The sequence below is a fragment of the Paraburkholderia sp. OAS925 genome (genome assembly GCF_040543975.1).
Taxonomy (GTDB): domain Bacteria; phylum Pseudomonadota; class Gammaproteobacteria; order Burkholderiales; family Burkholderiaceae; genus Paraburkholderia; species Paraburkholderia graminis.
On record NZ_JBEUNO010000002.1, the window covers coordinates 930,100 to 944,930 of the forward strand.

A 14,831-nucleotide genomic window follows, 5' to 3' on the forward strand; every position below is an offset into this window, starting at 1 on the left:
GGCGCGCGGCGCATGAGCTTCGCGCCTGCAACTTCAATTCGCCGGTTCGTGGTCGCCGTTCTCACCGATCCGGTTGATCGTGCCTTGTGCAACCGCCACGAGTTTCTCGCGGTTGCCGTCCATCACGAAGATGTTGCACTGGCAGGTCGCCTGATGGCGGCCTGCATACACCACTTGCGCCCTCGCAATCAGCGTCCCGTTCACGGCCGGACGCAGATAGTTGATCTTATATTCCCCCGTCACGACCTTCGGCCCCAGCGAGAGCGCGCCGGCAAAGGTCAGCGCGTTGTCGGCGAGATAGCTGATCACGCCGCCGTGCACGAAGCCGTGCTGCTGCCGCAGCTCGTCGCGGATCGGCAGGCTCAGCGCGAGTTCGCCGGTGCCCGTGTACATCAGCTCGGCGCCTAACAGCATGCTGAACGGCTGGGCGTGCAATGCGCCGCGCGCCCGGTCGAGTAGGTCAGTCATTGTGATTCCTTCGAGGAAGGCCCGCGGTGGCATTGCGCACGAGGGTGCGCTCGTCGGTCCCTACCCACTCTAGGAAGCGCCGACGCACGCCGTCAAGGTGAATCGGAAATATCTGCGCGGCATGCTTGTGTCGGTCGACAGAAATTCAGACGATGGCCGACGTAAACGCATCGTAAGGCGAACTTTGACGAATTTGATCTTCAGCCAGCTTTGATGCTGCCGTTAACCCTGACGTAGCTCCCGTTATTCTTTGCCTTCAGGTGTTCACGATGTTCAGCAAGATCAAGGTCGCATCCGGCCTGTTATGTGTCCTGGCCGCGTTCTGCGTTTTCCAGCTTGTCACGGTGGGGTTGGGTTTCTGGTCGTTGACGCGCACTCATCACGACGTTGGCGACCTCGCGAATATCGCGTTGAAGCAGGTCGATGCCGTCAACGAAACGACGCAGCATCTGATGGACGCCCGTATCAACCTGTCGCGCGCCGGTACGCGGATGGTGCGCGGCGGCGCGGAGCCGACGGACATCGTCCAGCATGCCCGCGAGCAGCTCACGGCCGCCGAGCAGTCGTTCAACGCGTTCTCGAGCGCGCCGAAAACCAGCGACGAAAACGGCGCACGCGCGGCGGCGCTCGCCGAGCGCTACAAGAAGCTGCATGGCGCGCTCAGCGAGCTCGCGCAGTTTCTCGACGCGAACAACATTCAGGCTTTTCTCGATCAGCCGACGCAGTCGTTCCAGGATGCCTATCTGACCGAGCTCCATAACTTCACGCAGTTCGGTAACGCCGCGAGCCGCGCGTCGCTGGATTCGATCGACGCGCGCATGGCGACTTTCCGCGTCGTCAGCATTGTGATTTTGCTGGCGCTGGTCGGCGGAACGTTCGCCGTGCATCTGGCGTTGCGCCGTGGCGTGGTCGCGCCGCTCGAGGAAGCCGGCCGTCACTTCGAGCGCATCGCTCAAGGGCGCCTCGATCAGCCGATCGCCGCGCGCGGCACGAATGAAATCGGCCGGCTGTTCTCGGGCCTGGCGAAGATGCAGGCAAGCGTCGCTCGCACTGTGCAGACCGTGCGCGAATCCGCCGATTCGATTCACCTTGGCGCCGATGAAATCGCGACCGGCAACGCCGATTTGTCTGCACGCACGGAGAACCAGGCGGCATCGCTGGAAGAAACGGCATCGAGCATGGAGGAACTGACCGCCACCGTGCGTCAGAATGCCGACCACGCGCGTCAGGCCAATGCGCTCGCCGAGACCGCTTTGGAGGCCACCTCGCGCGGCAGTGAAGTGGTCGACAAGGTCGTCGACAAGATGCGCGGCATCGCGCAAAGCTCGGACAAGATTGCCGAGATCATTTCGGTGATTGACGGCATTGCGTTCCAGACCAATATCCTCGCGCTGAATGCGGCCGTCGAGGCGGCGCGCGCGGGCGAGCAGGGCCGCGGCTTCGCGGTCGTGGCCGGCGAAGTGCGCGGGCTCGCGCAGCGCAGCGCGCAATCGGCGAAGGAGATCAAGACGCTGATCAGCGAGTCGGTTGCCGAAATCCAGGGCGGTTCCGCGCTGGTCGAGCACGCCGGCGAGGCGATGAGCAACGTGTCGGCGTCCATTTCCCGCGTCACGCAGATGATGGCGGAAATCAGCGCGTCGTCGCTCGAACAAAGCACGGGCATCGAGCAGGTGAATCAGGCCGTGGTTCAGATGGACGAGATGACGCAGCAGAACGCGGCGCTCGTGGAAGAGGCGGCGGCAGCGGCGGCTTCGCTGCATCAACAGACGCAGCAATTGAAGGAGGCGGTTTCCGTCTTCGAAATTTCTGAAGCTGTGTTGCGGACACAACAGTTCGACGCAATGCCGGTCCAATCTGCGCAATCTGCGCAATTTGCGTTGTCGCGAATGCGCGCGATTTAAATCGTCTGCGCATAAAAATCAGGCAGCCGCAAAAAGAAAATGGCCCGCAAAAGCGGGCCATTTTTTTGTCAGGCGCAAGCGCCTACGCAAAGCTCAAAGTACCGTAAGTACTTAGGCCGGCGTGATGTTCGCAGCTTGCTTGCCCTTCGGGCCTTGCTTCACTTCGAACGACACCTTTTGGTTTTCTTGCAGGGACTTAAAGCCGCTGCCTTGAACTTCCGAAAAGTGCGCGAACAGGTCTTCGCCGCCGTCGTCCGGCGTAATGAAACCAAAGCCCTTTGCATCGTTAAACCACTTCACAGTACCTGTTGCCATTTTTAATCCAGTAAATGTTGTGTATTGCATTCGCGACCGCTACTTCTCAACCCGAGATCGAGCGCGAAGTACGAGTTGTATCACGTCTTTATGACGGACGCCAATCAACCAGTATTCGGGTATTCCCAGGTTTGGGGGTTTTTCCGGTGTCAACGGCGCAAAAAACGCATTACTCGAACCAGGGTAAACCCTTGGTATTAAGGGTTGCCCCGGCCGTTCCCGCCCCGGAATTTTCGGCGCTTCAGGCCGGTAACGCGTCGAAAGCGGTGGCGAGGTGATAGGGGGTAGTCGACGGCATGTCGGCGCGCGCGACTTCACCGGCCGAGGTTTTGCATTCGAACCAGCCTTGCGGCCGCAGGAAGCGCTGCTGGAACAGTTCGATTTGCCGCGGCAGCGCCGCGCGTACGGCGGCATCGTCGTGGCTCGCGAGTGCACGCAGATATTCCGTCTGCGCCCAGATGCGCTGGATCGGGTCTTTGACTTGTCCGTCTTCATTCAGCGACGCATACACGCCGCCGGTTTCCTGATCCACGCCATGACGTTGCGCGAAGGCGAACGCGCGCGGCAACGCTTCCGCAAGCCCGGAGCCGTCGAACAGTTCGCGTGCCTGCGTGACCAGCCAGAACCATTCGAACTGATGGCCTGGCTCGAGGCGATTGTCCGGCGCGCCGACCGGCAATTCGGCGATGCAGCCCGACGGCGCATGCACGAAGTGACGAGCGACGGCGCCGGCGAGGCGCCGCAGCGCGGCGTCGAAAGCGTTGTCGCGCGTGGCCTCGCGCGCGGCGAGCCACGCTTCGGTCAAATGCATCAACGGATTCTGGATCGGCGTGCCGGTCACGTTCGCGAAGTCGGCGGTGAGCGCGGCGTTGAAGAGATCGTCGTCGGCGGTAAAGCGCGATTGGATCAGCGCCGACGTTGAATGCACGATCTCGAGCGCGTCGCGATTGCCCGAGCGGCCGGCATATTCCGCGCACGCAAAGACGACGAACGCATGCGTGTACAGGTCTTTGACGGTGTCGAGCGGGGCGCCTTGCGCGTCCACGCTGTAGAACCAACCGCCGTGTTCCGTGTCCTGAAAAGTGCGCGTGAGCGAATCGAACAGGACTTGCGCGTGGGCCGCATCGCCGGCCTGCGAGAACACGAACAGTTGACGCGCGCACGCCATTGCCCGGTAACGCTCGACGGGCGCCGGACGGTGGTCTTCCGCGACGAGCGCTTCGTACGGCAACCTGAGCGCGGGGTTGAAACCGGGCCCGCGCCACATGGGCAGGATGACGCCGTTGAAGTGGTCGCGCAGGCCGGCGGCGAGCGCGATCGTCGAGGCGGCGTCAGAGTGGGTGCTGGGCATAATCAAATTCAAGCGCGGGTTTCAAGGCGCCCGTGAGAGCGGGCCGGGTTCGGCGGCAGCGCGGCTGCGGCGTGCGGCCTGCCTCGCGGGTACGACAGGAGCGGCGGGTGCAGCAGGAGCGGCGGAACCAGCAACGGCACGCGGCTTAGCATAATGCAAACGGATGCGAGCCGGCACCCAAAATCGGCAGCGAAAAGGCTTAATAACTTCAAGAAGGAGAGAAGACGATGCTCGGCAACTTTGATCTCATCTCCCGTCTGGTGCTGGCCGCGGCGCTCGGCAGCGTCATAGGCTTCGAGCGGGAGCGTCTGTCGTGGGCCGCGGGCTTGCGCACGCACATGCTCGTGTGCGTGGGCTCGGCGCTGATCATGATCGTGTCGGCCTACGGTTTCGCCGAGGTGCTCACCGGCGAACACGTCGTGCTCGATCCTTCGCGGATGGCGGCCCAGGTCGTCTCTGGAATCGGCTTTCTCGGCGCGGGTTCGATTCTGCTGCGCGGCGAAATCGTGCGCGGGCTGACGACGGCGGCCAGCCTCTGGTCGGTCGCCGCGATCGGTCTTGCGGTCGGCGGCGGGCTCTATACGGCGTCGATTGCGGCGACCGTCATCATTCTGATCATCCTCGCGGGCATCAAGCCGCTTGAGCGGCGCTTCATCACCGTGAAGCAGCGGCGCCAGGTGACGATGCTCGTCGAGCGCGGCACTCTCACGTTTCACTCGCTGCACGACGAGCTGGGCGCGGCGAGCCCGCGCGTGAAGCAATTCGTGATGCAGCAGAGCGACGAAACGCCCGAATGCGACGAGGTGATGATCACGCTGCATCGCGTGTCGAGTGTCGAATACGAGGCGATTTGCACGCGCTTGCGTCAGTTGCAGGGCGTGAGGGAGTTCCGTCAGGACGACGCGTCGGGTTAAGCGAAAATCGTCGGCGAATGGCTTCGGCGGCGGTGGGCGCCATGCGACAATGCGGTCTCGAAAAATTCCAATGGCATTTGACGAGCGGTGCCGGCGCCCGCTCCCCGGCGACGGCCGCTTTCTTCTCTATGGCAGATTCCGCAGTAACCAAGCAGTCCCGGCCTGAGCGCGCCGCTTCGAAGAAGCGTCGGCAGGCCACCGTCCCAACCGAAACCGAAAAGAAGCTGGCGCGCGCCGCGCGCTCGGCGCAACGCCTCGCGCAACTGAGCGACGTCGCGCGCGACGACAGCACGCTCGACCTGTTCCCCGACGACCCCACCCGCGCGACGCTGGAAGCGATGAATATCGACATCCGCCAAGGCACGCTGCATGGCTTCGAGCTGCCCGATGTGGTGCTCGCGGCGGTGGGCGCTTTGGATGCGTCGGCTGAGGGTGCGTCGATGGATGGTGGTAAGGCGGCGCGGCGGACAGGTCGCGGCGGGAAGAGTGACGAATCTGAGGTGGTGAGCGCGCAATTGACTGGGCTGGAGATCGAGCCGTCGGCGGCCGTTGCGTCGGATGTGGCGCGCGAATCGTCGGCTGTGGATTCGGCTGACGGCGATAAGCTGGCGACTCCGGCGCTTACGCCGGCTATGGCGGCCGCGACCGTCGCGCGCAGCGTGACCGCGCTGCGTCAGGCCGTGGAGCCTGGCGGCGCGAGTGTGGACTCGGCGGCTGGTGACGGCGCAAGACAGGGGAACGCCAAATCCGGGCAGCGGTTGGCTTCGACCGAGCGAACGGAAGCGGCGCTGCCTGGCTTGGCGGATGCGACTGCAGCGAGCCCGCGCGGCGGAGCGGCTGTAGCGCTGGAGTCTGGGCTTGGGTTGGCCGCAGGCGTGGCGTCGTCCAGGGCGGCGGACGCGCAAGCGCGTCGGACGGCCGCGTCGACGGACAGATTTGCGAGCTCATTTGCGGACGAGACGAAGCCATCGGCGATTGGATCAGCGCGCGACGCAACGGCAACTGCAACCGCAGGCATAGAAGCGCCGGAAACCAAACGCATCGGCACCGCGGCCGCGTCGGCGCACGATACAACGTCAACCGCAACTGCAGCGAAAGAAGCACTCGACACTAAACGCACAGTCACCGCGCCCACCTCGGCGCGCGATACGACACCGACTGCGACCGTGGCCACCGAAGCGCCAGAGACTAAACGCACCGCCACTGCACTGACGTCGGCGCGCGGCGCAACGTCAACCGCGACAGCAGCGACAGAAGCCCAACGCGCCGAACCCGCCGCCGCCGCGCCCACCGCGCCCACCGCGCCCACCGCGCCCGAACTCGACCGCGCCCGTGCAACCGCCTTCGCGGACACCGTCGATGCGCTGTACGGCGTGATCGCCGACCAGCGCCGCGCGGCGACCGACCATTCGCGCCGCATGAAATGGATGCTGTCGATCGTGGTCGGCGCGCTGCTGATGACGGTCGCGATCGGCATCACGCAAACGCTGCTCCTCATGCGCCTGACGCGCGAGACGACGGCGCAGCAGCATCGCGTCGAAGAGATGATGCAGAACCAGCAGGCCGCGATGGCCAGTCTGCTCGACACCCAATTGGCGATGGCCAATGCAGCCGCTGCGAAGGCCGCTTCCCCGGCCGTGATGCAGACGGCGGGCGCCGCAGCGGGCGCAGCACCGCAGCAAGCCACCACGACGCCGACAGCGAACGGCAAGCGCGCCATCCGTACTCAACACGCGCACAAGCCGAAGACCGCCACGCGCTGATCGTCCGCGAGTCCCCGCCGCGCCGGCGCAATGCCGGCCGCGCCGCGATTTCCACCGCCTCGCCCGGATAGACGCCGTAAGGCGGACGCCGCCCGCCGTCCGCCGCAATCGCGATCGCGCGCTCTACACTCTGCATGCTGCCGCGAAGCCGAATCGGACACGCGAGCGCCTCATCCGACCCGAGCCACATGCCGACGAGCGAACACAAATATTCCATCGACGACCTGATCGGCGCGCTTCTGCGCGATCAAGGCATACATGACGGACACTGGGCCCTGAACGTCGAGTTCTCGGCCACCGGCGCCGCCGTCAAGCCGCAAGACCAGCCGACGCGCACGCTGCCGGGGCTGATCGTGTCCGTCAACGGCGCGACGCTGGTGGCGGCTGACCCGTCGGCGGAAGGCTCCGTCGACGCCGCCGCCGTCAACCCGCGCAAAAGCGGGCCGTCAAAGCGGCGAGCGGCCAGCCCGAAAGCAGGGCCGACGACGCTGTAATAAGCGCTGACGGCGACAAACGGAAGGCTGGGCAAAAAAAGGGACGTTGTCATGTTGCAACGCAATATGTCCGTACATGCGGCCAGGCGTCGCACCTCCGATTTATTGCTGCGCTGCACTAGCTTTCGCCTAGGGAAAACCCTATAATTCTTCTTAAGGGAAAACCCTAGCAAATGCAGCAATCAACCGGGAGTCGCCATGAGCTTCATCTTTGCACTGTTTCAAAAGGTCAGCGACCTCTTTGCGTCGCCCCACCTGCCGCTGGACGCGGACTACTCGTACGCGGCACGCGCCCGCGAAGCCGAGCGTCAGCGCAAGGCGCAAGCCACGCTGTTCGGCATCAAGCTGACCGACTAATAGCAAGCTGTTCGGCCCGCGCGCGTTAAAGCGCCGGGTGCGCACCTCGAGTGCGCGCGCATCATTTCAAGCCACTGCCCGCGAAAGCGTGCCGTGGCTTTTGTTTATTCGGCGCCTGGCGCGCCGCTTCAGCGGGTTCTCTGCCGTCTTATATTTCCCCGCCGAAATGAATGTAACGGCGGCTGACGTGATTGCGCCGCGCAAAGCGCGCGCTCGGCCCCGAGAGCCTTATTGCCCGCAGGTCTCAGCCGAGAAGGCGCTAACGCCATCCGTCCCTATCTTTGAAATGTGCGCTTACAAGTGCTCACGTCTTCATGCGGTTTGCGTCGTTAAAGTGGTTTTCAAGCGCACGGCGTCGTGTGCAGGCCCAAAACCCGGGTCAAATGCAGCGCGGCGCCGGCTTGATCCGAACTTTACGGGAGAGAACCATGAAAGCCTTCAACAAGACATCGCGGACTATCGTCGCGGCATTGCTGGCCGGCGGCGCCATGCTGGCAGCCGGCGGCGCGTCCGCTCAGGAACGCGTCATCGTCGAACACGGCCCGGCGCCGGTCGTTTATGGTCAGCCGCATATGATGCCGGTCGGCGTGTCGATCGACATCGGCTGGCACGGCGATCGTTATTACGACGGCCATCGCTATTGGCAGCACGACGAGTGGATGCGTCATCACCCGCACGACTATGATCCGCGTCACCACGGCCGCGACGAGCACCGTCCGCCTGCGCGCTACTAATTCGCGCATGAACCTTCGTGCCGCCTGAAACGGCGCGAAGCTGACAAAGCCGGCTCTTCCGCGAGGAAGGCCGGCTTTGTCGCGTTCGGCATGACGCATGCTCGGGCTGCGCTATGCTTCAACGCTTTATGGATTGTCAGCGAGGTAGCGGCGTGAGCAAGGCAGCAAAGGCAGTGATAGGCGTAGTGGGTACCGGGTTGATGGGCGTCGGCATCGCGACGCAAAGCGCGTTGCACGGACACCGGACGGTCGTCCATGACGTCGACGCGGCTCGTCTCGCGAGCGTCGTGCCGAAAGCCGAAGCGGTGCTGGACGAACTGATCGACGCGGGCCGCATCGGGCCGGAGGCGAAGCAGGCGGCGCTCGCGCATATCGAGACGCATGCCGCGCTGGACGTAATGCGCTCCGCCGATTTCGTCATCGAAGCGATTCCAGAAGTGCTGGAAGTGAAGCACCGCCTATACGAAAAGCTGTCGACGCTTCTCGCCGACGACGCCATTCTCGCCAGCAACACAAGCGGCTTCCCGCCGGATCAGTTGGTCACGCCGTTGCGCGCAAAAGAGCGCTTTGTCATCGCGCATTTCTGGAATCCGCCGCACATGATTCCGCTCGTCGAAGTGGTGCCGGGAAGCGCGACTGCGCCGGACGTCACCGCAAAGACCGCGGAATTGATGAGCGCGATCGGCATGGAGCCGGTGGTTCTGGCGAAGGCGATTCCCGGATTCGTCGGCAACCGTCTGCAGTTCGCGGTATTGCGCGAGGCGCTGAACATCGTGCGCTCGGGCGCGGCAACGCCGGATGTGGTCGACCGCGTCATGAAGGCGTCGCTTGGGCGCCGCTGGGGAATCGTCGGTCCGCTGGAGGCGGCGGACATGGGCGGGCTGGACACTTTCCTCGATATATCCACGCATCTGATGCCCGAGCTCGCGAAAGACGAAGACGTGCTCGATCTGCTGCGTCGGCAGGTGGACGCGGGGCGCGTCGGCGTGCGCAGCGGTGCCGGGTTTTATGACTGGGACGAAGCGCATCTCGCGCAGGTGAAGGAAGGGCGCAAGCGGGTGATCGGGCGGGGGTAGGGTTACGGCGATACGGCTGACTTAAGGCATATAAATCGCGAATACAGGCTTAAGCCTGTATTCGCAAATTACAAGCTAAACCCTGTTAAACGCATGTTGCACCGCCCGCCGCGACTCTGCGCTATAACTACCCATCATCCTTCCAACACGCGCCACGCCCATGTCCCACTACTTCTACGACCCTGCCGCCGGCCACAACCTTCCGCACGATCCGTTCAAGGCGATCGTCGCGCCGCGTCTGATCGGATGGATTTCTTCTCGCGACACCGACGGCACGTTGAATCTCGCGCCGTACAGCTTTTTCGGCGCGTTCGCGACTTTTCCGCCGATCATCGGTTTTTGCAGCGAGGGGCGCAAAGACAGCGTTTCCAACATCGAGGCCACCGGCGAATTCGTCTGGAATCTCGCGACGAAACCGCTCGCCGAGCAGATGAACCGTTCGTCCGCGCCGGTTGCGCCGCATGTCGATGAATTCGAGCTCGCGGGGCTCACGCCTGCGCCGGGGCGTAACGTGCAGGTGCCGCACGTCGCGGAATCGCCGGCCGCGCTCGAATGCAAGCTGCTGCAGGTCGTGCGGCTGCATACGCTCGACGGCAAGCCGATGGACAACTACCTGTCGCTCGGGCAGGTGGTCGGCGTGCACATCAACGAGGCTTATCTGAAGGATGGATTGTTCGATACGCACGCCGCGCAACCCATCATGCGCGCCGGTTATCGCGCGGATTACGCGGAGATTGGCAATATGTTCGAGATGTTCAGGCCGACCGCGTAACAGCAGGCCTCTGCAGAGGTGGCGCGCCCGCAGCCCGAGCAACGTACAGCCCGAGCAATGCACAGCGGGAGCACGCTTGGACCGCGCCTTCGAGCGCGGCTCAGTCCCGCCCCGAGCGCGCATTCAAGCGCGCCTCATCCCAACCGCACCCGCGCCTCGAACCCACTCAATCCCGCCCACTCTCAAGCTTAAACACGCTAACCACTTGCGCCAAACGCGCCGCATGGTCGCGCAATTCCGCAGCCGCCTCTTCCGCTTCCCCGACAATGGTCGCGTTCTGCTGCGTCGCTTCGCCGATCTGCGTGACGGCGAGATTGACCTGCTCGATGCCGCCCGACTGCTCGCGCGACGCCACGCTGATCTCGCCCATGATCGCGCGCACCTGGCCGACCTGCTGAACGATGCCTTGCATCGTCGAGCTGGCCTGCTCGGCAATCTGGAAACCGCTTTGCACGGTCGCGGTCGATTCGGCGATCAGACCTTCGATCTCCTTCACCGAAGCCGCGCTGCGCTGCGCGAGCGCGCGCACTTCCGAGGCGACGACCGCGAAGCCCTTGCCGTGCTCGCCAGCGCGCGCCGCCTCGACGGCCGCGTTAAGCGCAAGAATGTTGGTCTGGAAAGCGATGCCTTCGATCACGCTCGTGATCTCGGCGATCTTCTGCGACGAGCGGCTGATGTCGCCCATCGTCGACACCACGCGTTCGACCGCGCGTCCGCCTTCGAGCGCCGCGTCCGCCGCGCGCGTGACCAGCGTATTCGCTTGCGACGCGTGATCGGCGTTCTGCTGCACCGTCGACGTGATCTGCTCCATGCTCGCCGCGGTTTCTTCGAGGCTGCTTGCCTGCGTCGCGATGCGCGAGGCGATGTTGCCGCTGCCCGTGGCGATCTTCTCGGTGCCTTCCGACATATCCGTCGACGCGCTGCGCACCTGCGAAACGATGCGCGCGAGACCTTCGCCGATGCCGTCGATCGAGCGCATCAGGCGGCCGATTTCGTCGGCGCGTCCGCTTGCGCCCTGGGCGACGCGCACGCTCAGATCGCCCGACGCGAAGCGCTCGGACGCCTTGACCGCTTCGTCGAGCGGCCGGCTGACGAGGCGGCGCACCGCGAACAGAAACACGACCGCGAACACGCCGACCAGCACGAAGCCAGCGATCAGGAAGTGATTGCGCGTCGCGTTGACTTCGGCCATCACTTCGTCGCGCGGCGCGACGCCGCCCACGAGCCATTGCCATTCCGGCACGGTGATGAACGAAACGAACTTGTCGCGCGCGCCTTGCTCGCCAAGCGTGGCGTCGGCGGAACTGTATTCCAGCCGGCCTTCCTTCATGTCGAGCATTTGCTGATACGGCGCGTTCGCGTTGTCCGCGTTCTGGCCGGCGGCGGCCGGATGCACGACCAGCTTGCCGCGGTCCGCGCCCTTCGACGCGTTGACCACGAAGTAATAGCCGCTGTCGCCGATCTTCAGCTTGCGGATGCCGTCCTGGACCTGCTGGATTTCCGGATCGACGTTCACGCCGACAAACAGCGCGCCGATCACGCGGCCGCTCGCGTCCGTCACCGGCCGGTATTGCGTGATCCAGCGCTTGCCGAACAGCGCGGCGAGCCCGGTATAGGTCTTGTTGGCGACGACGAGCGCATACGCCGGTCCGTTGCGGTCGAGCAGCGTGCCGATTGCGCGCGAGCCGTCCTGTTTTTTCAGCGAGGTCGTCACGCGCACGAAGTCGTCGCCCGTGCGCGCGAAGATCGTGGCGACCGCGCCGCTGCGTTCGAGAAACTGGTCGGGGATAGTGAAGTCCATGTTCAGTACCTTGTCGCCGGCTTTGAACGTGGGCGTGGCAACGCCGTTCACGTCGATCTTCTGCGTTTCGTCGAGCGTATAGGTGCTGGGCAGGAAGCTCGCGAACAGCGACGTCGAGCGGTCCACTTCGGCGGACAGCGCCTTGTCGAACAAGCTGATCATCGCGGCGATCGAGCGATCTTTTTCGGCGATGCGTTCAAGCACCTGGTCGCTGACCTGCTCGCCGGCGCTGCGCGTGAGCGCCCACGTGAACGAGGCGAAAATCAACGCGACCAGCACGCACGAAAGTACGGCGAGCCGCGCGCCGACGCTGGCGCCGCGCAAAGAGAATGATTTCATGGACGTGTGCGGAGTAAGAAGGACAAACGATGCACGGCGGGCGCGCAGGCACCCGCCGGCATCGTGTCTGGTTTACGGCCGCCGATAACGCTTCCTTTAGCGAACTGGAAGCTTTTCGTAATACTGCGGCGCTTCAAAGCGCCTGTCTGCACGTCTCAACGCACCGTCTGACAGCGCCTTAACGCGGCGTCAGCCCGTCAGCGCTTCGTCGTCCACGTGCGCAGCAACAGCGCGTTTGTGACCACGCTCACGCTCGAGAACGCCATGGCCGCGCCGGCCAGCATCGGATTCAGCAAGCCGAAGGCGGCGAGCGGAATGCCGATCAGGTTGTACACGAATGCCCAGAACAGGTTTTGCTGGATCTTGCGCCACGTCTTGCGCGAAATGTCGATTGCGTCGGCCACGAGCGCCGGGTCGCCGCGCATGAGCGTGATGCCGGCCGCGTGCATCGCGACGTCGGTGCCGGTCGCCATCGCGATGCCGATGTCGGCGGCGGCGAGCGCGGGCGCATCGTTGATGCCGTCGCCGGCCATCGCGACGATGCCCGCGCTGCGGATTTTCAGATCGCGGATCACGCGAGCCTTGTCATCCGGCAGCACATGCGCATGAAATTCGTCGATGCCGAGTGCTTGCGCGACGCTCGCCGCGCTGCCGCGATTGTCGCCGGTCACGAGCACGCTTTTCACGCCCATTGCCGCGAGCCGCGCGACGGCCGCGCGCGCGGTCGGTTTGACGGTGTCGCCGAATGCCATCAACGCGAGCGCGACCGGCGTCGACGGATCGAGCTGCATGAGCCAGGACACGGTATTGCCGGCCGCTTCGAGTTCGCGGGCGCGCGCGGCGACTGGCGGCGGAAGTTCGACGCCCAGTTCATCGAGCCAGCGCGTGCTGCCGAGCGCGAGCTTGCGGCCGCCGACTTCGGCTTCGACGCCGCGGCCGGCCACGGCGCGCGCGTCGCTGGCGGTCGGCGCGTGCGCGCTGGATTTCGCCGCCTCATACGCGCTGACGACGGCCCGCGCGAGCGGGTGATCGCTTTGGCGCTGCACGGCTGCCGCGAGCGCGAGCGCTTCATCGCGAGCGATCTCGCCGACCGGTTCGAACGCCGTCACCGAAGGCTGCCCGATGGTCAGCGTGCCGGTTTTGTCGAACGCGACAAGATTCACGCGATGCGCGGTTTCGAGCGCCTCGGCGTCCTTGATCAGCACGCCGTGCCGCGCCGCGACGCCGGTTCCGGCCATGATCGCGGCCGGCGTCGCCAGGCCGAGCGCGCACGGGCAGGCGATCACCAGCACCGCGACCGCGTTCAGGATCGCCGTTTCGCCGCCGGCGCCCGCCAGCAGCCAGCCGATCAGCGTGAGCGCCGCAATCGCCAGAATCGCCGGCACGAAGATTTCGCTGACGCGGTCGACGAGCCGCTGGATCGGCGCCTTCTCGGCCTGCGCGCTTTCGACAAGCCGAATGATCCGCGCGAGCGTCGTTTCCGCACCGGTCGCGGTGGTGGACACGGCAATCGCGCCTTCGCCGTTGATTGAGCCGGCGGTCACCGCGTCGCCAGTCTGTTTGGCGACGGGCAGGCTTTCGCCGGTAATCAGCGATTCGTCGATGTGCGTGCGGCCTTCGAGCACCGCTCCGTCGACCGGAACGCGTTCGCCCGGCCGCACGATCACGACGCTGCCGACCGTCACTTCCGCGAGCGGCACTTCGCGCTCGCCCGCGCCGACGCGAATGCGCGCGCGCTCGGGCCGCAGCGCCTGGAGCGCGCGGATTGCGTCGGTGGTTTGGCGCTTCGCGCGCGCTTCGAGCCATTTGCCAAAGCGCACGAGCGTGATGACGACCGCCGACGCTTCGAAGTACAGATGCATCGCGTCGTCTGGATGACGCGCGAGTTGATAAACGCTGATGCCATACGCCGCCGACGTGCCGAGCGCGACCAGCAAGTCCATGTTGCCCGCGCCGGCGCGCACCGCGCGGTAGGCCGCGCGATAGAAGCGCGCGCCGAACACGAACTGCACGACCGACGCGAGGCCGAACTGCAGCCAGACCGGCAGCATCGCCTCTGTGCCGAACCATGCGGCGATCATCGGGACGATGAGCGGCAGCGTCAGCAGAGCGCAGACGAGCACGGCCGCGAGTTCGCGGCGTGCCTCGCTGCGTTTGCGCTCGGCGGCGGACGGCGCGGCGGCGCCGGAAGCGCCGGCAGCGCTGGACGGGCCGGCATCGACTGATTCCGGCGCGGTGTCCGGCGGCGCGACCAGCGCGGCTTCGTAGCCGGCTTTCTTGACGGCGGCGATGAGCGCGTCGGCAGTGACCGCCGCGCCGGTCGCCGCATCGCTCATCAGATTGACGCTCGCGGTCTCGGTCGCCAGATTGACGGACGCCCCGGCGACGCCCGGCACCTTCGCCAGCGCTTTTTCGACGCGCATCGCGCACGACGCGCAGGTCATTCCGCCGATTTCCAGCTCGGCGGTGTGGATCGGATCGGCGTCGGCAGGACGGGCAGCAGCGGCAAGTTCGGTCATGGTGATGAAGGCTCGTGGCGGCATCGG

13 protein-coding genes are annotated in these 14,831 nt (G+C 65.0%); 8 read left to right on the top strand and 5 right to left on the bottom strand.

Annotated elements, in window-relative coordinates; all coding sequences use genetic code 11:
- Nucleotides 1-33: 33 nt before the first annotated feature.
- Nucleotides 34-468, bottom strand: coding sequence for a PaaI family thioesterase (locus tag ABIE53_RS23015; RefSeq protein ID WP_053859731.1), 435 nt, complete (start codon nucleotides 466-468; stop codon nucleotides 34-36).
- A gap of 269 nt (nucleotides 469-737) precedes the next feature.
- Here ABIE53_RS23015 and ABIE53_RS23020 point away from each other — a divergent pair, with 269 nt between their 5' ends.
- Nucleotides 738-2,369: a methyl-accepting chemotaxis protein gene (locus tag ABIE53_RS23020; protein ID WP_192699493.1), complete on the top strand. Its 1,632-nt coding sequence runs from the start codon at nucleotides 738-740 to the stop codon at nucleotides 2,367-2,369.
- A 111-nt stretch (nucleotides 2,370-2,480) separates the two neighbouring features.
- Here ABIE53_RS23020 and ABIE53_RS23025 read toward each other — a convergent pair whose 3' ends face one another.
- Both ABIE53_RS23025 and ABIE53_RS23030 read right to left on the bottom strand, forming a co-directional pair.
- Nucleotides 2,481-2,684: a cold-shock protein gene (locus tag ABIE53_RS23025; RefSeq protein WP_006047528.1), complete on the bottom strand. Its 204-nt coding sequence runs from the start codon at nucleotides 2,682-2,684 to the stop codon at nucleotides 2,481-2,483.
- 241 nt (nucleotides 2,685-2,925) lie between these two features.
- Nucleotides 2,926-4,035 carry an AGE family epimerase/isomerase gene (locus ABIE53_RS23030; RefSeq protein WP_192699492.1) on the bottom strand — a complete coding sequence of 370 codons (1,110 nt, stop codon included), beginning with the start codon at nucleotides 4,033-4,035 and terminating at the stop codon, nucleotides 2,926-2,928.
- A 227-nt stretch (nucleotides 4,036-4,262) separates the two neighbouring features.
- Between ABIE53_RS23030 and ABIE53_RS23035 the strand changes: the two genes are divergently transcribed.
- From ABIE53_RS23035 to ABIE53_RS23065, 7 genes are all read left to right on the top strand, one after another.
- Nucleotides 4,263-4,949, top strand: coding sequence for an MgtC/SapB family protein (locus tag ABIE53_RS23035; RefSeq protein ID WP_006047530.1), 687 nt, complete (start codon nucleotides 4,263-4,265; stop codon nucleotides 4,947-4,949).
- Nucleotides 4,950-5,077: 128 nt separating this feature from the next.
- Entirely contained in the window at nucleotides 5,078-6,712 is a 1,635-nt protein-coding gene (locus ABIE53_RS23040) for a hypothetical protein (RefSeq protein ID WP_192699491.1), read from the top strand.
- 188 nt (nucleotides 6,713-6,900) lie between these two features.
- Complete coding sequence (locus ABIE53_RS23045; protein ID WP_192699490.1) at nucleotides 6,901-7,206, top strand: hypothetical protein; 306 nt, start codon at nucleotides 6,901-6,903, stop codon at nucleotides 7,204-7,206.
- Between the two features lie 198 nt (nucleotides 7,207-7,404).
- Nucleotides 7,405-7,563, top strand: coding sequence for a hypothetical protein (locus ABIE53_RS23050; protein ID WP_167450680.1), 159 nt, complete (start codon nucleotides 7,405-7,407; stop codon nucleotides 7,561-7,563).
- Between the two features lie 428 nt (nucleotides 7,564-7,991).
- Entirely contained in the window at nucleotides 7,992-8,297 is a 306-nt protein-coding gene (locus ABIE53_RS23055) for a hypothetical protein (RefSeq protein WP_006047534.1), read from the top strand.
- Between the two features lie 113 nt (nucleotides 8,298-8,410).
- Nucleotides 8,411-9,373 carry a 3-hydroxyacyl-CoA dehydrogenase family protein gene (locus ABIE53_RS23060; protein WP_374710219.1) on the top strand — a complete coding sequence of 321 codons (963 nt, stop codon included), beginning with the start codon at nucleotides 8,411-8,413 and terminating at the stop codon, nucleotides 9,371-9,373.
- A gap of 160 nt (nucleotides 9,374-9,533) precedes the next feature.
- Nucleotides 9,534-10,145, top strand: coding sequence for a flavin reductase family protein (locus ABIE53_RS23065; RefSeq protein WP_006047536.1), 612 nt, complete (start codon nucleotides 9,534-9,536; stop codon nucleotides 10,143-10,145).
- Nucleotides 10,146-10,311: 166 nt separating this feature from the next.
- Here ABIE53_RS23065 and ABIE53_RS23070 read toward each other — a convergent pair whose 3' ends face one another.
- Complete coding sequence (locus ABIE53_RS23070; protein ID WP_192699489.1) at nucleotides 10,312-12,285, bottom strand: methyl-accepting chemotaxis protein; 1,974 nt, start codon at nucleotides 12,283-12,285, stop codon at nucleotides 10,312-10,314.
- Between the two features lie 197 nt (nucleotides 12,286-12,482).
- A complete protein-coding gene (locus tag ABIE53_RS23075) occupies nucleotides 12,483-14,804 on the bottom strand; it encodes a heavy metal translocating P-type ATPase (RefSeq protein ID WP_310075639.1) in 2,322 nt (773 codons plus the stop codon).
- Nucleotides 14,805-14,831 lie beyond the last annotated feature (27 nt).